The 16,755-nt window shown below is 34.4% G+C and carries 17 protein-coding genes; 15 read left to right on the top strand and 2 right to left on the bottom strand.

Annotated features, from left to right (window positions below; genetic code table 11):
- The first annotated feature begins 12 nt into the window (after positions 1–12).
- The 10 genes from MWH28_RS01865 to ahbB all read left to right on the top strand — a co-directional run bounded on the left by MWH28_RS01865 (position 13) and on the right by ahbB (position 10,374).
- Entirely contained in the window at positions 13–1,701 is a 1,689-nt protein-coding gene (locus MWH28_RS01865) for an adenylyl-sulfate reductase subunit alpha (RefSeq protein WP_248617567.1), read from the top strand.
- Positions 1,691–2,002, top strand: coding sequence for a 4Fe-4S dicluster domain-containing protein (locus MWH28_RS01860; protein WP_248617566.1), 312 nt, complete (start codon positions 1,691–1,693; stop codon positions 2,000–2,002). The genes MWH28_RS01865 and MWH28_RS01860 overlap by 11 nt, the downstream gene beginning before the upstream one ends.
- Before the next feature lie 124 nt (positions 2,003–2,126).
- Positions 2,127–3,017 carry a phosphate/phosphite/phosphonate ABC transporter substrate-binding protein gene (gene phnD, locus MWH28_RS01855; RefSeq protein ID WP_248617565.1) on the top strand — a complete coding sequence of 297 codons (891 nt, stop codon included), beginning with the start codon at positions 2,127–2,129 and terminating at the stop codon, positions 3,015–3,017.
- Positions 2,965–3,789: a phosphonate ABC transporter, permease protein PhnE gene (phnE, locus tag MWH28_RS01850; RefSeq protein ID WP_248617564.1), complete on the top strand. Its 825-nt coding sequence runs from the start codon at positions 2,965–2,967 to the stop codon at positions 3,787–3,789. The genes phnD and phnE overlap by 53 nt, the downstream gene beginning before the upstream one ends.
- Complete coding sequence (phnC, locus tag MWH28_RS01845) at positions 3,790–4,524, top strand: phosphonate ABC transporter ATP-binding protein (protein WP_248617563.1); 735 nt, start codon at positions 3,790–3,792, stop codon at positions 4,522–4,524.
- 319 nt (positions 4,525–4,843) lie between these two features.
- Entirely contained in the window at positions 4,844–6,043 is a 1,200-nt protein-coding gene (gene nirJ1 / locus MWH28_RS01840) for a putative heme d1 biosynthesis radical SAM protein NirJ1 (RefSeq protein WP_248617562.1), read from the top strand.
- A 351-nt stretch (positions 6,044–6,394) separates the two neighbouring features.
- Positions 6,395–8,167 carry a TIGR04190 family B12-binding domain/radical SAM domain protein gene (locus MWH28_RS01835; protein WP_248617561.1) on the top strand — a complete coding sequence of 591 codons (1,773 nt, stop codon included), beginning with the start codon at positions 6,395–6,397 and terminating at the stop codon, positions 8,165–8,167.
- Positions 8,168–8,422: 255 nt separating this feature from the next.
- Positions 8,423–9,415 (top strand): putative heme d1 biosynthesis radical SAM protein NirJ2, encoded by a 993-nt coding sequence (gene nirJ2 / locus MWH28_RS01830; RefSeq protein WP_248617560.1) that lies wholly within the window; start codon positions 8,423–8,425, stop codon positions 9,413–9,415.
- A gap of 1 nt (position 9,416) precedes the next feature.
- Complete coding sequence (gene ahbA, locus MWH28_RS01825; protein ID WP_248617559.1) at positions 9,417–9,905, top strand: siroheme decarboxylase subunit alpha; 489 nt, start codon at positions 9,417–9,419, stop codon at positions 9,903–9,905.
- Positions 9,889–10,374: a siroheme decarboxylase subunit beta gene (gene ahbB / locus MWH28_RS01820; protein ID WP_248617558.1), complete on the top strand. Its 486-nt coding sequence runs from the start codon at positions 9,889–9,891 to the stop codon at positions 10,372–10,374. The genes ahbA and ahbB overlap by 17 nt, the downstream gene beginning before the upstream one ends.
- A gap of 198 nt (positions 10,375–10,572) precedes the next feature.
- Here the strand turns inward: ahbB and MWH28_RS01815 are convergent, their stop codons facing one another.
- A complete protein-coding gene (locus MWH28_RS01815) occupies positions 10,573–11,484 on the bottom strand; it encodes a LysR substrate-binding domain-containing protein (protein WP_248617557.1) in 912 nt (303 codons plus the stop codon).
- Between the two features lie 158 nt (positions 11,485–11,642).
- Between MWH28_RS01815 and MWH28_RS01810 the strand changes: the two genes are divergently transcribed.
- The 3 genes from MWH28_RS01810 to MWH28_RS01800 are packed head-to-tail and all read left to right on the top strand — an operon-like array spanning position 11,643 to position 12,913.
- Complete coding sequence (locus MWH28_RS01810) at positions 11,643–12,218, top strand: YeeE/YedE thiosulfate transporter family protein (protein WP_248617556.1); 576 nt, start codon at positions 11,643–11,645, stop codon at positions 12,216–12,218.
- A 23-nt stretch (positions 12,219–12,241) separates the two neighbouring features.
- The gene (locus MWH28_RS01805; RefSeq protein WP_248617555.1) at positions 12,242–12,463 is read left to right on the top strand and encodes a sulfurtransferase TusA family protein; all 222 of its coding nucleotides are present in this window, start codon (positions 12,242–12,244) and stop codon (positions 12,461–12,463) included.
- A gap of 18 nt (positions 12,464–12,481) precedes the next feature.
- Complete coding sequence (locus tag MWH28_RS01800; protein WP_248617554.1) at positions 12,482–12,913, top strand: YeeE/YedE thiosulfate transporter family protein; 432 nt, start codon at positions 12,482–12,484, stop codon at positions 12,911–12,913.
- A 169-nt stretch (positions 12,914–13,082) separates the two neighbouring features.
- On the opposite strand, the gene MWH28_RS01795 is transcribed toward MWH28_RS01800, so the two are convergent.
- Entirely contained in the window at positions 13,083–13,739 is a 657-nt protein-coding gene (locus MWH28_RS01795) for a cytochrome b/b6 domain-containing protein (RefSeq protein ID WP_248617553.1), read from the bottom strand.
- Between the two features lie 379 nt (positions 13,740–14,118).
- Between MWH28_RS01795 and MWH28_RS01790 the strand changes: the two genes are divergently transcribed.
- Together MWH28_RS01790 and MWH28_RS01785 are read left to right on the top strand one after the other, a co-directional pair.
- Positions 14,119–15,486 (top strand): MATE family efflux transporter, encoded by a 1,368-nt coding sequence (locus MWH28_RS01790; protein WP_248617552.1) that lies wholly within the window; start codon positions 14,119–14,121, stop codon positions 15,484–15,486.
- 93 nt (positions 15,487–15,579) lie between these two features.
- Positions 15,580–16,743: a 4Fe-4S dicluster domain-containing protein gene (locus tag MWH28_RS01785; RefSeq protein WP_248617551.1), complete on the top strand. Its 1,164-nt coding sequence runs from the start codon at positions 15,580–15,582 to the stop codon at positions 16,741–16,743.
- The last annotated feature ends 12 nt before the right edge of the window (positions 16,744–16,755 follow it).

The raw sequence follows: 16,755 nt of genomic DNA, 5'->3' as shown, positions 1-16,755 counted from the left end.
AGGATGATAAAGATGGAGCAATTTGAAGTAGTTGAACTGACAACTGATATCTTAATTATTGGTGGTGGAGCTGCTGGTTGTTATGCTGGAGTAAGGGCCAAAGAAGAAGACCCAGAAGTTGATGTTTTGATTGTTGACAAGGCCCATATTGAGCGGAGTGGTTGTCTAGCAGCAGGAATCAATGCCATCAATGCTTATTTGAACCCTGGTGTTGGCCCTCAGGATTTTTTAGATTATATTAAGCAGGATTCAGAAGAGTTGGTTAGGGATGATCTAATTTATACTCTAGCTCAAGGTCTGAATCGGGCTGCTGATAAGTTGGATCAATGGGGCCTACCTTTTTTGAAGGATGAAGATGGTAATTTTCTTCCGCGGGGTACGAGAAGTGTTCAGATTAAAGGGGAGAATATCAAGCCAATTATGGCTCAAGCTGTCAGGGATAGTGGAGTAGATGTTTTAAACCGAGTCAATATAACTAATTATCTAGTAGAAGATGATCAAATCAAGGGAGCTTATGGTTTTTCGGTTCGTGATAATAAGTTTTATCTGATTAAGGCTAAGGCGGTGATCTGTGCTACTGGTGGAGCTGCAGGAATCTATCGACCTAATAATCCTGGGCAAGCACGCCATAAGATGTGGTACCCACCATTTAATACTGGAGCAGGCTATGCTATGGGTCTAAGAGCTGGAGCTGAAATGACAACCTTTGAGATGCGATTTATCGCTTTGCGGGTTAAGGATGTCATCTCTCCAACCGGAACGATTGCTCAAGGTTTTAATGCTCGACAGATCAATGCTTTAGGAGAAGAATATCAGACTAATTATGAGAAAAATACTACTCCTTTACGTTTGTATGCTACTATAGAAGAGAATAAGGCAGGGCGTGGGCCATGTTACTTGGATATTACTCATTTAGATGAAGAGGATAATCAGAGGATCAAAGAGATGTTTTTGAATATGTCACCAGGAATTATCTTACAGTGGGCTGATCGAGAGATAGAACCACAGGATGAACCGGTTGAGATCTATGGTACGGAACCATATTTGGTCGGTGGTCATGCCCAGGCTGGCTACTGGATTGATACTAAGCGGCGTACGACCTTAGATGGCTTATATGCTGCTGGTGATGTTGCTGGAGGAGCTCCTAAGAAGTATGTGACTGGTGCTATGGCTGAGGGTGAGATTGCAGTCTTAGATGCGTTAGAGTATATTCAAGGGGTTGATCTGACAGAGTCTCAATCTAAAGAGTTGTCAGAAGAGCTTGAGCGAGTCTATGCTCCATTAGAATGCGAAGAAGGTGTTGGCCCATCTGAGCTTGAAGAGCGGTTACAGAAGATAATGGATGAGTATGCTGGTGGATTGAGTACTAATTATCAATTACATGAAGAGAAGCTATTACAAGCTAGAAGATTATTAAAGATTTTAGATCAAGATTTAGCTTCTGGAAAAGCTGAAAATTTACATCAATTAATGAATTTACATGAAGTTATAGATCGAGTTATTGTGGCAAGAGTCCTTGTGGAGCATTTACTATATAGAAAAGAGACTAGATGGAAGTCTTATCAACAGCGCCTTGATTATCCTGAGCGTGATGATCAAAATTGGTTTAAATTTGTTAACTCCGTTTATGATCAAAAAAGAGATCAGATTGAAATAGTTGAAAGAGAACATATTAAGCTGGGTGATCTAGATGGCAGTTGAGATTAATAAGGAGCTGTGTAATGGCTGTGGTAAATCTAAGGAACCTTTATGTGTTAGAATCTGTCCAGGGAATCTATTGTATAAGAACGCTACAGATAAAGCAGAGATTAGAGAAAAGCGGGACTGTTGGGACTGTGCTGCTTGTGTTAAGGAGTGTCCAAAACAGGCTATTGAGATTTGTTTGCCAGCTGAAATTGGTGGTAGGGGTTCTACTTTACAAGCTGAGAAGAAAGATGGAAAAATTATTTGGTATTTAAATAAAGTTGATGGATCGGTTGAAAAGTTCAAAATAAATGTTTAAAGAAGCAGGAAAATTAAATAATTTAGTGAATTTATGAATTATAGAGTGAATTTATTCTTTGCTCTATAATTTTTTATATTAATAATAAGATATTCTAATCTTTGTTTTGAATTAGGGGGGGAAGATGAAGAAAAGATTATTAACAGTGGTATTAGTTTTATCATTAACATTAATAGTGGTTCCAGTAGCAAGGGCTGGATTTCTTAATTGGTTATTTGGAATTAGCGTTGGAGAAGAGGAGTTTACTATAGGATTAATTCCTGCTCAAACTCAGGGAGAGATGGCACCAGCAATAGAAAAATTAACGGATCATCTAAAAGTAGAGTTGGACAAGCAAGTACAGATTGATACTTATCCAGATTATAATGGGGTAGTAGAGGCGATGAATTATGGACAGATTGATATGGCTTATTTTGGCCCGTTAACTTATGTTATAGCAAATCAGCAGGTAGGGGCTCAAGCAATTATTACTCAACTAGTAGATGATACCCCATATTATTATTCCTACATAGTAACTCATAAGGATTCCCCACTCGATTCTTTAAATGATTTGATTGCAAAAGCTGATGAATTAGATGTAGCTTTTGGTGATCCAAGCTCTACCTCGGGAGGTTTAATTCCTAATATAGCTTTTAAAGAAGATGGAATTAATATAGATGATGCTTTTAACTCATTGACATATACTGGCTCTCATGATGCGACAGCTTTAGCAGTACAAGATCAGCAAGTTGATGCAGGGGCTATTGATAGTGCTATCTTTGATACTTTAGTAGCAAATGAAGTTATTGATGGGGATAAATTTAAGGTGATTTGGAGATCAGAAAAATTATTTCAGTATCCTTGGGCAGTAAGTAGAGATGTTGAAGAAGAATTAATTGATCAGATTAGAGAAGCCTTTTATAAGATTGATAATCAAGAGGTTTTAGATGCTTTCGGAGCTAGTGGTTTTACTAAAGCAGTAGATGAAGATTACGAACCAATTAGGGAAGCAGCTAAAGAAGAAGGTAGGATTTAAAGAGATGGATTTAGAGAATAAGAAAGTGAAAACTGTTTTAATTATTTCTTTGATTGCTATAGTACATCTTTGGAGTTTGAGAGGAGTAGGGTTTGATCTTAGAAGGTTACTTAAGATTGGAAATACGATAGAATTTATTGCTACAAGATGGTTTCCTCCTGATTGGTCAATTTTAAATAAGGTCTTAGGAGAGGCGATAATCACCTTACAGATTGCTATAGTAGGAACCTCTTTTTCATTATTGGTAGCTTTACCACTTAGTTTTTTAGCTGCTAAGAATACGACTCCTTGGGAAGGAATTTATAGTTTAGTCAGGGGTTTTTTAAGTTTTTTAAGATCAGTTCCTGAGATAGTATTTGCTTTAGTTTTAATTCCGGCTTTAGGATTAGGACCTTTTGCAGGTGCTTTAGCTTTAATATTTCATAATATAGGTGTTTTAGGTAAATTAATTTCAGAGAAGATAGAAGCTGCCGATAAGGGTAGTCAAGAAGCAATTTTGAGTGTAGGTGCTTCTAATCTTTCAGTAATTACCTTTGGTATTTTACCCCAGATAATGCCTGATATTCTTTCGGAGACTTTTTATAGATTTGAAGTTAATATTAGAGCTTCTTTAATCTTAGGGCTCATTGGTGCTGGTGGAATTGGACAATTATTATTTATTCACTTTAGAATTTTTGCCTATCAGAAGGTATTAGTCGATACCTTGATAATTTTAATTATGGTGATTGGAATTGATTATATAAGTTCATTAATTAGAACGAAGGTGATTTAAATGTTAGCAATTGAATCTTTAGCAAAGAGGTACTCTAAGAAAGAGGATTATGTTTTAAAGGATATTAATTTAGAGGTTAAGCAAGGTGAGTTTGTAGTAATCTTAGGTACGAGTGGTGCGGGAAAATCAACATTAATTCGTTGTATTAATCGATTGATTGAGCCTAATTCTGGTCAACTATATTGGTATGAAAAGAATATTAGAAAATTAAAGAAGAATGATTTAAGAAGGTATAGAAGAGATGTAGGGATGATCTTTCAAGAATATAATCTCATAGAGCGTTTATCAGTTTTAACTAATGTTTTAGTTGGTAGGTTTGGTTATTTAAATTACTTGAAGATATTATTACAAAATTATTCAGAGGGTGAAATTAAATTAGCCCAAGAAGCATTGGCTAGAGTAGGGTTAGCTGGATATGAAACTGCTAAGGTTAGAGATTTAAGTGGGGGCCAACGCCAAAGGGTTGGTATTGCTAGAGCTTTAACCCAAGAGCCTAGATTAATCTTAGGTGATGAGCCGGTTTCTAGTTTAGATCCTGTAACGGCAGAAAAAATCATGAGTTTATTGACAGAAATTAACCAAAAACAGAAGATTACTATGTTGATCTCTATTCATAATGTTGAATTAGCTAAGAGCTTTGCTAATAGAATAATCGGGATTAAGCACGGGAAGATAGTCTATAATGATTCACCTGATAACTTAAATAAGAAGATGTTAGAGCGGATTTATTCTTAAGCTAGTAGTAGCTAAAGGTACGGGCCAACCGTATCTTTTTTCTTTATATACAATATTGTGTCAGTTATGTGTGGGAGTGTGAGTGAGGTCAAAAGCATAAGGCATCTGAAAATTGGAAGGTTGAATATCCTACAATTTATATATCTTATATGAGAAATTCAAACAAAGCAGGATAATGAATGTTTTTAATTACTGAGGCAGGATATAAAGTCAAGAAGTAAGAAGTATATAGTGTGGAAGTATATATTATAAGAATTGTAAAAGTATATACTATTAAGAAGTTACTTTAGATAATTAGATAAAGGGAGTGGAGTTAATTATGATTGGAGTATCTAAGCTGCTAGGTGGTAAGGAGAAGTTTGGAGATAAATTACGTTATAGTAAGAAATCTAAGGGCCAACAACATGGAGCATTAGAAAATAGGGGGCCAGTTGTAGTTTGGAATATGACAAGGACCTGTAATTTAAGTTGTACCCATTGTTATTCTGATTCTGATTATAAGGATTATAGTGGAGAGCTAAGCACTGCTGAAGCTAAAGAGTTTATTGATGATCTGGCAGATTTTAATGTACCGGTCTTATTATTTTCAGGAGGAGAGCCTTTAATTCGAGATGATATCTTTGAGTTAGCTGAATATACTGCTGAAAAAGGAATAAGACCTACTATCTCGACAAATGGAACTTTGATTACTAAGGATGTTGCTCAGAGGTTAAAAGGAATAGGAGTTGGCTATGTAGGAATCAGTCTTGATGGTCTAGAAGAGACGAATGATCAATTTAGAGGCAAAGAAGGAGCCTTCAAAAAAGCGTTAGAAGGAATTCATAACTGCTTAGAGATCGATCAGAAGGTAGGTTTGCGTTTTACGATTAATCGTCATAATTACCAAGAATTAGATCAGATTTTTGACTTATTAGAAGAGGAGCAGATTCCACGGGCTTGTTTCTATCACTTAGTCTATTCTGGGCGAGGAAGTGAGATGGTTAAAGAGGATATTTCTCTAGAAGAGTCAAGAAAAGTGATGGATTTAATTATAGAACGAACACTTGATTTTCAAAAGAGAGGAATTGATAAAGAGATCTTAACGGTCGATAATCATGCTGATGGGATCTATCTCTATTTAAAGATGAAGCAAGAAGATCCAGCTCGAGCAGAGAAGATTTTAGAATTGTTACAGAGAAATGAAGGTAACAGAACAGGAATTGCGATTGCTAATGTTGATTGGTTAGGCAATGTCCATCCTGATCAATTTACTCAAAACCATACCTTTGGTAATGTAAGAGAGAGGAAATTTAGTGAGATCTGGACAGATTCTTCCCAGAATGAGATCTTAGCTGGCTTAAAAGATCGTAAAAATTTATTAAAGGGTCGTTGTAGTAAATGTAAATGGCTAGGTGTCTGTAATGGTAACTTTAGAGCACGTGCTGAAGCTATTTATGGAGATTTCTGGCATCAGGATCCAGCTTGTTATCTGACTGATGAAGAGATTGGGTTGACGAAGGGAAAAGTAGTAAATAAATAATAGAGAGCAACTAATCAAGAGCAATTAATAGAGAATAGTGAATAATGAATAGTCAAGGGCAAAAAATATTAAATGCAAATTACCATGGATAAAGGGTGGAATTGAAAGGTTGAAGAATTTCGTTAGATATTTAAAGCAGAGTAGATAATTTTACAAGGGGAAATATATTCAAATAACTGCATTGATATGATATAATAGGGCATGCAAAAAGATTTAAATAAGGTTTGCCTAGCTGTTGTAGTAGTAATTTTATCTTGGATTGTTATAAAAGTCACTTTATAATTTTTTATTATAATAATTTGGTTTTAGATATAGTAATATAGGCAATCTAAATTAAGGAGGGTTTATTCAATGTTTCGGAAAGATATGATTTTCTTTCATCCACCCAGTGTTTATGATTTTCGAGAACGACCTGAGGTTTTTGGCCCGATCAGTGATGTAATTCCTTCATCTTCTATCTTTGAGATGTATCCAATTGGAATTACTAGTCTGGCTGAATACCTAGAGCGGCATGGGTATAATGCTCAAATAATTAACTTAGCATATCGAATGCTTGATTCTTCTAGTTATGATCCTGAGGAGGTTATTAAAAATTCTAAAGCTCGTTATTTTGGTGTTGATTTACATTGGCTTCCTCATGCACATGGAAGTTTAGAAATAGCTAAATTGATCAAGAAATATCACCCTGATAAACCGGTTATTTTTGGGGGGTATAGTTCTTCTTATTATCATGATGAGTTGATTGATTATCCTCAAGTTGATTTTGTGATTAGAGGAGATTCGACTGAAGAACCACTACTTCAGCTACTAGAGACTTTGGACAAGGGTGGGGATTTAAGTACTGTTCCTAACTTGACTTGGAAGTCTGATGGGGAGACGGTAGTCAACGATTTTGAGTTTGTTCCTGAAGATTTGGATTATGCTTCCCTACCTGCTTATAATTATGTTTTTAAGGCTGTGATGAAGTATGGTAGTATGAAGAATGTCGTTCCTTATCAAGGTTGGTTTGACTATCCTACAACTATGTTATTGATCTCTCGAGGATGTGCAATTAATTGTCCTATCTGCGGAGGTTGTGGCTCTGCAATCAAAGATGTATCTAATAGAAAAAAAGGTCCAGCTTTCCGTTCGCCTAGTAAGCTGATAGAAGATGTTAGGTTTATTTCTTCTTTCTCCAAAGCACCTATCTTTGTGGTTCATGATCCACGAATGGGAGGAGAAGATTATGCTAATGAATTTCTTGATCTCTTAAGTAAGGAAGATATTGATAATGAGTTTGTCTTTGAACTCTTTGCTCCAGCTTCGGAAGATTATCTTAAGCGTTTAGATGATGCCACTGATCGTTATAGCTTACAGATAAGTGTAGAGTCTCATTTAGAGCGAATTAGAAAGGGGAAAGGTGGTAAGTTTCCTGTTTCTAATGAGAAGTTTGAAGATACTTTAGTAAAGGCATTAGAGAATGGCTGTCGCAAGATCGATATCTTCTTTATGGTTGGACTACCAGAACAGACTTATGAGGATGCTGTTGATGTTGTTGATTATTGTCGTGAGCTTCTACCAGAAATAGGAGAGGGTAAGATTGTACCTTTTGTAGCTCCGTTAGCTCCATTTCTTGATCCTGGTTCTCCTGCTTTTGAGAACCCAGAGGAGTATGGTTACCATAAACTTTGTCATTCTTTAGAAGATCATCGTCAGGCTTTATTACAGCCTAGTTGGAAGCATATGTTAAGCTTTGAGACTGACTCGATGACACGGGATGAAATTGCTAATGCCACTTATGATTCTGCTTTAGGATTGAATGAATTAAAGTATGAACTGGATTTATTAGATGAAGAAGTATATGTTGAAGTTAAGGAAAAAATCACCGAATCTCGTCAGATTTTAGAGGAGATTGATGCTATCTATGAACTCCCTTCAGAGAAGCGGGATGATAGGTTGGAGAGTTTACAGAAGCGATTGAGTGATTTTGGAAAGTATAGTATCTGTGATCAAGATGAAATGAAATGGCCTAATAGTAGTGGATTACGGAATGTATTTGCTTTAGGTAGTTTGACGGCTAGGCTTTTCTGGCAAGAAGTGAAAGGGAAGTTTGGTTCTACTGGCAAGCGGGCTGGAGGTAAGTAATATTGAGTTGACAGTTTACGGTTTACAGTTTACAGTTAAGATCAAAATCTTAAAATCTTAAGAGCTATGAAAAGCTTTAGAATTATAGGTTTAGATTGGTTTTGGGTTTAAGTTTTAAATGGTTTTAACTGTCAACCGTCAACTGTTCACTGTCAACTGCTATAAAGTGGCAAAGTGCCACTTTATAGCAAGTAAGTTTCATTTTACTTAGCAAGAAGTAAAAATGTATTGAAAATTTGAGGGAGGAATCGGCTAGTGATTATTTCTTGGAATACTACCAAAGAATGTAATTTATATTGTAAGCACTGTTATCGAGATTCCGGGCCAAAAGAGAAGGAGAAAGATGAGTTGACAACTGCTGAAGGGAAAGAGTTATTAGATGAGATAGCTAAAGCTGGTTTTAAAATCATGATCTTTAGTGGTGGAGAGCCATTACTAAGAGATGATATTTATGAATTGGTTGAACATGCAGCAAGCTTGGGTATGCGTCCAGTCTTTGGGACTAATGGAATGTATATTACCCCTGAGGTTGCTCAGCAGTTGAAAGAGGCTGGAGCAGCAGGAATGGGGATCAGTTTAGATAGTGTGAAGTCTGAAGTGCATGATGAATTTAGACAGGTAGAGGGGGCTTGGGAGAAGGCGGTAGCTGGGATTAAAAACTGTATTGACGCTGGATTGCGTGTTCAGGTTAATACTACTATTACAGATTTAAATTATGATGAATTTGAAGAGATTACGGATTTTGTAATTGATTTAGGGGTTAAGGCTCATCATCCTTTCTTCTTAGTACCTACAGGTAGAGGGAAGGATATTGAACAAGATTCAGTTCGTTCTAAAAGATATCACCAGTTGATTGATCGAATTATGGAGAAGCAAAAAGAGGTTGATATTGAGCTTAAACCGACTTGTGCACCACAGTTTATGGCGGTTGCTAAGGAGAAAGATATGGATATGCGATTTACTCGGGGTTGTTTGGCAGGAACTGATTATTGTTGTATCTTACCAAATGGCGATGTACATATCTGCCCTTACTTACCGGTTGAAGTAGGAAATGTTAAAGAAACTCCATTCTCTAAGATCTGGGCTGAAGCTGAAGTCTTTGAGGAATTAAGAACGATGGACTATGATGGTAGCTGTGGTAGCTGTAACTATACTGAAGTCTGTGGAGGTTGTCGAGCACGAGCTTATTATTACTCAGATGGAGATTATATGGCAGGAGAGCCATGGTGTCATCGAGGAGGATGTTAAGATGGCGAAGCAATTAGATGAATTAGACAAGAAGTTATTGACCTTAGCCCAGCGTGAGTTTCCGATAACAGCTAGACCTTATCAAAAGCTAGGCGAGAAGTTAGGGTTGAGTGCTCAAGAAGTTATTGAGCGGATTAAGAGTTTAAAAGAAGCAGGTTATGTTCGGAGATTAGGTGGGATTTTTAGTTCCAAAAAGCTAGGTTATATCAGTACTTTAGCAGCTGCTAAAGTAACTGAAGAGCGATTTTATCAGGTGGCAGATAAGATCAATCAATATCTAGGCGTAACTCATAATTATCGACGTAATCATGATTTTAATCTCTGGTTTACCTTAATTGCTCCGACTCAAAAGAGTTTAGAAGAGCAGTTGGCTGAGATTGAAGAGATAGAGGGACTTGAAGTTTTAAGAAGGTTACCTGCTAAGCGATTTTATAAGTTAGGTGTTAAACTTAACTTGGAACAGGAGGGTCAAGATGGAGATAGAGATTAGTCAATTAGACCAAGAAATTATTAAAGCTGTACAAGAAGACCTACCTTTAGTTGAACGCCCTTATCAAAAGATAGCAGATGAGCTAGGGATCACTGAAGAAAAGTTGTTGGCCCGGCTTAAAAGCCTAAATGAAGAAGGTAAATTGCGGCGGATGGGTCTTATCTTATACCATCGCCAAGCAGGTTATCAATTTAATGGGATGGGAGCTTGGATAGTACCTGCTGAACGTCGAGATGAGGTAGGAGAATTGATGGCTAGCTATGAAGAGATAAGCCATGTTTATGAGCGACCGACTTATCCTGATTGGCCCTATAATTTATTTTCGATGATTCACGGGCATAGTCAAGCAGATGTTGAAGAGGTAGCCCGTCAGATTTCAGAAAAGACAGGGATTACAGATTATACAATACTATATAGTACTGAAGAACTAAAGAAGATCAGCATGAAATATTTCTCTGAAGATGAGTAACCTCTTGTCGAGACAATTTAAAGAAGAAGGGTTACTTGTTAGGCAGAGAAATTTTTAAATCAATAATATAGATAATTTAAAAAAAGTTTCTAAAGGAAGTTAAAATAAATAAGCATGAGTTGATTTTTAATTTATTTAATTAAATAGATTAACCAACTTATGCTTTTTTTAAATTAAGCGAATAAAATTTTAAGATCATTAGCAAAAAGTATGTTTATGCTGTAGAGTTAAAAAGGAAATAAATTTGGTTATAATACTTGGTTGGTTGAGACTATTATTGTGAATGAGGGTAATGTCTAGCCTTAATTGGTCAATTAAATCTTCTTTAAAATCAATAATACTGATTGTGTTTTGATAAGCAGCCTTTTTAATTGAAGAGTAAGAAAGAATTGAAACTCCTAAATTTGCTTCAACTGCTGACTTAATAGCACTAATACTTTCCATTTCAGCAACTATATTGAGTTGATTTAAATTTAAGTTATGATCGGCTAAAAACTGTTCAAACTTTTTCCTGATATAAAAATCTTGGCTAGGTAAAATTAAAGGCAACTTCTTTAATTCTGTTATTGAAATAGCCTGTTCTTTCTCTTCCTGAGGAGCAGTTATAATTTTTAACTGATCAGTTATGATTAATTCTGTATTAAGATCACAATTAGCAGGAATGTTACCTTCAATAATTCCTAGGGCCAATTGATTATTCATTACTTTCTCTAAAATAGTTTTACTATAATCTACCTTTAATTTTATATTTATTTGTGGATGCTTATCTTTAAAAGCCCACAGGGTGCATGGGAGTAAGTAGCCACCAGGTGTTATGCTAGCTCCTACTGTTAAATCACGTTCTTCTGGATGGAGATAGTTATCAATTTTTTGATCTAATTCATCATGAACCTTCAATATTTTTTGGGCATAATCATAAACCAACTTACCAGCAGGATTTAATGTAACTCCTTGGTTACTCCGATTAAAGAGTTCGGTTCCATAGTATTCCTCCATTGACTTAATATGTTTACTGACAGCAGGTTGACTTAAGTATAATAATTTAGCAGCTTTTGAAAAACTTTTGGCCCTGACTACTGTGATAAAGATTTCAAAATGATAAATTTTCATTTTAATCCCCTTTCCTTTAAATTACTAGAAATTTGAACCTAGATATGTTAAAATGATAGTGAAATAAAGAACTTTGTTGCAGATACTTACATTAAATCAGAGATTTTATTTTTTTGCAAGCTTTTATTAGATATAAATTTTTTAAAGAAGGGATTAAAATGAATCCAAAACTAGTTTATCTAATCTGGTGTATACTTTTAGTTGTTGGATTAATCTTCAATTGGAGCTTGCTGGTTATATTATTATTAGGAATAATAATAGGAGTTGTATTACAACGGAGTAACTTTTGTTTTGCTGGAGGATTGGTGAATTTCTTTTTCTTTAAAGATGTACAACTTATAAAAGCTATATTAATCTTAATTGGAGTATCTACAGTAGGATTTATGCTATATAATATAGTAAAATTTCCAGAACAATTGCCTAGTTATGTCTTGCCGTGGGGAGGATATACAATTATAGGAGGCTTGTTGTTTGGATTAGGGATGGTATTAGCTGGTGGATGTGTTCTGGGAATGTTGATGAGAATTGGAGAAGGATCAGTTAACTTTTTGATTGTCTTAGTTGGAGTGATTATAGGAAGTAATCTAGGTTCTTTTCACCTTTATTGGTGGCAAGAATATTTTACAGTTCAGATAGTATATTTACCTGATATTTTAGGTTGGTTTAAATCTGGAATATTACATTTTGGGATTTTAATTATAATTTATTATATACTAACTAAATTAATGGATTGAAACTTTTGGATGGAGGAGTACAAATGACAGAAATCAGGTTAGACTTACTAGGTGAAGTATGCCCGATTCCATTACTGAAGGTTAAGAAGAAGCTTAACGAATTGACTTCGGAGCAAAAACTGATTATTATAACCGATCATACTCAAGCGGTACGAAATATTATGAATTTATTGGAGAAAAAGAATTATGATTTTGAAGTTGAAGATGTTGAAGTTGGGCTTTGGGAGATTGAAGTTTATAATTGAACTTTAAGGAGGGCTTAAATGGATCGGTCTTCTAAGAAGGTGTTATTTAATCATTGGCCTTATTGGTTAGGAGCCTTATTATTGGCATGTTTAAATATTGTTATATTAATTTATACTGGGAGACCGTGGGGAATAGCTGGAGCTTTTGTAATAGACAACTTTAACTATGATAAATTAATCTTGAATCTAGGAATTATTACTGGTTCTTTTCTTTCAACCCTTTTAGCTGGACAATTTAGATTAAGACAGGTCTGTAAATTAAAACGTGGGGTTTATTTGTTATTAGGTGGTTTTTTAATGGGCTATGGTCTTCGGATTGTTGGCGGGTGTAACATTGGAGTTATGGTTAATGAAACAGCATCTTTATCAATTCATGGATTGATTTTTTTTGGTTCAGTTTGTATTGGTGCTTATTTGGGTAGTAAGATTATAAAGAAATTACTTTTATAAAAAATTATATATAATACTCAATAAAAAAACGTAAACTTCAGTTGCTTAATCTTAAGCAACTGAAGCTTACGTCTGATAATTCTAAAATAATGCCTATCTAGCTTATAAGGTTTAAATAAAATTACTTATTAAGCCAAAAACTAAACCTTTTTAAAAATAATTAGGCAATTTAATTTCCAGATTCTTTCTCTTTTTCTTTCTCCATATACTCTTCATACCATACAGGCCAGTGTTTCTTAGCAAACTTTGCATCTAACTTACCACCTAACATTGCTCTCCACATACCTCGATATTGCTTAAGGCCTCCTAAACCTAAGAAGGTATGCCCAACTAAGATTGCTGCTAATACATAGACTGACCACCTATGGATAGTTAATAAGTCTATATCAGCCATCAATTGCGGATAGAAAATTATAAGTGCTCCAGTAATAGCTATTATAACTGATGCAAAGATCATAATAGTTCCAGTTAATTTCTGTCCAGGGTTATGAGAACCTTTGACAAGTGGCATCTCTGTATTCTCATAGTCAAGCAAATAAGAATGCATTTTTCCTAGCCATTGGATATCTTCTTTATACCATGTAAGCATGTCTTTCATAAAGTGAAGAAATCCTTTAAATCTAAAGATAACTATAACTAGAGGTACAAGAATAAAGATATACCCTGTAGTACGATGTATAGATTGTACTCGTTGAACTCCTCCTAAGAGGTCAAAGTAATCAAAAGTAAAAGCAAATCCTGTAATAAGTAAGATAAAGCAAGTAATAGTATGGGATCCATGCAGTATTTGAGCTGCAAGGGAGTTTCTTTGTACTTTTTTAGCCATCTTTTTCACCTCCTCATTTTTTTTAATAGCCTCTAATACTTGATTCTTATATTTTATTCATGCTTGTTATTATTATAACAAAATCTGGATTTATCACAAACCTTATAAAATTTAAATATATTCTATTAACTCAATATAACTCTATTTTTCTAATTATAACTGTTGTTAGCTTAATAATGAGTTATATCATCAAAACCTAAAAAAGATTAAAAAGCTTAATTTATTATAATTATGTAATAAATCGCCAGAAACCACCTAAGCTAAACTTATTGGTCAGCTTTGAAAATTTTTATAGTACAATTTAGCAGATTAGCTTTAAATCTCAAGTAAATAAGATATAATAAGTTATAGTTAATTAACAATAAAAGGAGAGTTTGAAGTGATAGTCAATAGTGATTCTGAGCAATTAGGGGAAGAAAAGATTTTAAAATTACTATTTAAGTTATCAGTACCTTCAATTATTGGAATGAGCACACAGGCTTTATATAATGTAGTAGATAGTATCTATGTTGGTCGTAGTAGCCAAGAAGCTTTATCTGCTTTGTCTTTAGCCTTTCCGATTCAGATAGTCTTAATTGCAATTGCAGTAGGAACAGGAGTTGGAACTAGTTCTTTAATTTCACGACTGTTAGGTGAAGGGAAAGAAAGTAGGGCCAACCAAGTAGCAGAACATACTATTTTTATTATTTTAATTTATAGTGTGATTATTGGGCTGGTAGGTTATTTTTATTCTGAAAATTTAATCAGTCTATTTACTTCTGAACAGATACTAATCGATATGGGAAAACGCTATATTAGGATTATGTTGATTGGTTCAGTAGCCCTATTTTATCCAATGATTGCAAATAATATATTGAGGGGGGAAGGTAATACCTTTGCTCCAATGTTAGGTTTAGTAGTTGGAGGGATATTGAATATTATTATTGATCCTTTTTTAATATTTGGGTTCGGTATCTTTCCTGAATTAGGGATTGAAGGGGCTGCAATTGCCAGTATTTTTTCTAAATTTGTTGGGGGAGTGGTGATTAGCTTTATACTTTTTAGTCCCAAAACGCAGATTAAATTTAATTTTAAGGATTTTGAATTTGATTTTAAAATTATTAAAGAAATCTATAATGTTGGTTTGCCAGCAATGATAATGCAGTTGTTATCGAGTATTATGATTGCTATAATGAATATTATTGTTGGTAGTTTCAGTACTACTGCAGTTGCAGTAGCAGGGATTTATTTTAGGTTGCAGTCTTTTTTCTTTATGCCGATTTTTGGTTTGGGACAAGCTTATATGCCAATTCTTGGCTATAATTATGGTTACCAAAAACCAGAAAGAATGAAAAAGGTAATTAGGTATGGTTTAATTGTCAGTTCTGTATTTACTGGAGTTGGGTTTATTGTTTTTCAGTTATTTTCACGAGAGTTGATCTTACTGTTTAATGATACTCCAGAGCTGTTGGAGATAGGAGTGGTTGCTCTACAGAGGATTAGTCTTGCTTTTCCTATTATTGGCCCGGCAATTATTGCTTCAACTACTTTTCAAGCTTTAGGGAAAGGGGTACCAAGTTTGGTTATTTCTTTTTTACGCCAAATAATCTTATTATTGCCGATCATGTATTTATTAGGTCAATTTTATGGCTTAGATGTTTTATGGTTTGCCTTTCCTATTTCTGAATTAATAACTGTAATTTTAATTTCAGTCTGGTTAACAACTACATTACGCAAGATCTTTAAGAAGATGAAAGTTGATTCCTAAAAATTGAATTTTAATCAACTACTAAATTATGATATAATGAATTTGAAATTTTGTTTGGTTTGCTTGAGAGTTAAATTCAGGGAGGTGAAAAGGTTGTTAATCAAAAAATTATTTGATCTGATAACTGAAATTGATTTTGCTCCAATTAAAATTAATTCCTCTAGTTGTACAAAATTACGTTCACCTCATAATAACTGCCAAAACTGTATAGAAGCCTGTCCTCAAGGAGCAATTACTATTGACAAGGAAGTAAAAATTAGTTATTCTAAATGTGATAATTGTGGTCAATGTTATAGTAGTTGCCCCGTTGGTGTTTTTCAAATTCAGGAAGGTTCTGATGCTAAATTAATTACTGAGGCAACTAGGATTGCTGATGCTAATGATAAGTTAATTATTAATTGTCAAGAAAATCGATTACAACGGAAAGAAAAACAGTCAGCAATTAAGGTTAACTGTTTGGGAAGATTAACTCCAGGGTTATTATTAGAATTTTTAGGTCTTGGTTTTAATTATTTAGTACTTAAAACGGAAAATTGTATTCAGTGTCAACAAGCAGCAGAAGAATTAATTAATGGGATAATTACAGATACAGATAGTTTATTAAAAGCTGTAGGAGAGGAAAATAGAATTTGGTTTAATCAATTTGAAGCTGAAAGTGCTCCTCAAACAGGGATTGATTTTTTATCAGCAGTAACTGTTGATAATTCAAATGTTTCTGCAGAAGTAACTGATCGTAGAGAGGTTTTCAGTGTGTTAAGCTCTGAAGTGAAGAAGAGTTTTAGTAAACAAGAAGAACAAGAAGAGCAGTTAGCTAAAAAAGTTTCGTTTGATAGAAAGAAGATAATTAATTTTTTAGAGCAGATTTCAATAGATAAAATTGAATTTAATGAACAAGCACAATCTTTGTTGTGGAGCTTGAATATTTCTAGTGATTGTTCATTTTGTGGTAGTTGTGTTAAATTATGTCCTACCTCTGCTTTGCAGTTAAAAAAGGAGGGGGAGGATGAAGAAGAAATTTCTTATCAGCAGTTATTTTGTACAGGCTGTAATTTATGTCAAGATATCTGTGTTGTTGATGCGATTGAGCTGGTGAAAGCTCAAAAGATAAATCTTTGTCAAGAAGAGGAAGTTTTATTAAAAGGTAGTAAACGTAATTGCTCACAATGCGAGCAAGAGTTTATCACTGCTCAGCAAGGTGATGAGGTTAAGTGTTTTGGCTGTTCATTTCAAGAAAGATTGATTGCTGCTAATAATTAATTTTAAGGGGGA

Source organism: Natroniella sulfidigena, from assembly GCF_023223645.1.
Lineage (GTDB): Bacteria > Bacillota > Halanaerobiia > Halobacteroidales > Halobacteroidaceae > Natroniella > Natroniella sulfidigena.
The sequence above is the reverse complement of the archived record's forward strand: the minus strand, read 5'-3'. Positions and strand labels throughout refer to the sequence as shown.

Excerpts from the sequence above, each read along its gene's own strand:
- MWH28_RS01805 (WP_248617555.1), top strand. The coding sequence starts at position 12,242 with ATGACAGAAATCAGGTTAGACTTACTAGGTGAAGTATGCCCGATTCCA.
- MWH28_RS01810 (WP_248617556.1), top strand. The coding sequence starts at position 11,643 with ATGAATCCAAAACTAGTTTATCTAATCTGGTGTATACTTTTAGTTGTT.
- nirJ1 (WP_248617562.1), top strand. The coding sequence starts at position 4,844 with ATGATTGGAGTATCTAAGCTGCTAGGTGGTAAGGAGAAGTTTGGAGAT.
- ahbA (WP_248617559.1), top strand. The coding sequence starts at position 9,417 with ATGGCGAAGCAATTAGATGAATTAGACAAGAAGTTATTGACCTTAGCC.
- phnE (WP_248617564.1), top strand. The coding sequence starts at position 2,965 with ATGAAGATTACGAACCAATTAGGGAAGCAGCTAAAGAAGAAGGTAGGA.
- MWH28_RS01795 (WP_248617553.1), bottom strand. The coding sequence starts at position 13,739 with ATGGCTAAAAAAGTACAAAGAAACTCCCTTGCAGCTCAAATACTGCAT.
- MWH28_RS01815 (WP_248617557.1), bottom strand. The coding sequence starts at position 11,484 with ATGAAAATTTATCATTTTGAAATCTTTATCACAGTAGTCAGGGCCAAA.
- phnC (WP_248617563.1), top strand. The coding sequence starts at position 3,790 with ATGTTAGCAATTGAATCTTTAGCAAAGAGGTACTCTAAGAAAGAGGAT.
- phnD (WP_248617565.1), top strand. The coding sequence starts at position 2,127 with ATGAAGAAAAGATTATTAACAGTGGTATTAGTTTTATCATTAACATTA.
- MWH28_RS01835 (WP_248617561.1), top strand. The coding sequence starts at position 6,395 with ATGTTTCGGAAAGATATGATTTTCTTTCATCCACCCAGTGTTTATGAT.
- MWH28_RS01800 (WP_248617554.1), top strand. The coding sequence starts at position 12,482 with ATGGATCGGTCTTCTAAGAAGGTGTTATTTAATCATTGGCCTTATTGG.
- MWH28_RS01860 (WP_248617566.1), top strand. The coding sequence starts at position 1,691 with ATGGCAGTTGAGATTAATAAGGAGCTGTGTAATGGCTGTGGTAAATCT.
- ahbB (WP_248617558.1), top strand. The coding sequence starts at position 9,889 with ATGGAGATAGAGATTAGTCAATTAGACCAAGAAATTATTAAAGCTGTA.
- MWH28_RS01865 (WP_248617567.1), top strand. The coding sequence starts at position 13 with ATGGAGCAATTTGAAGTAGTTGAACTGACAACTGATATCTTAATTATT.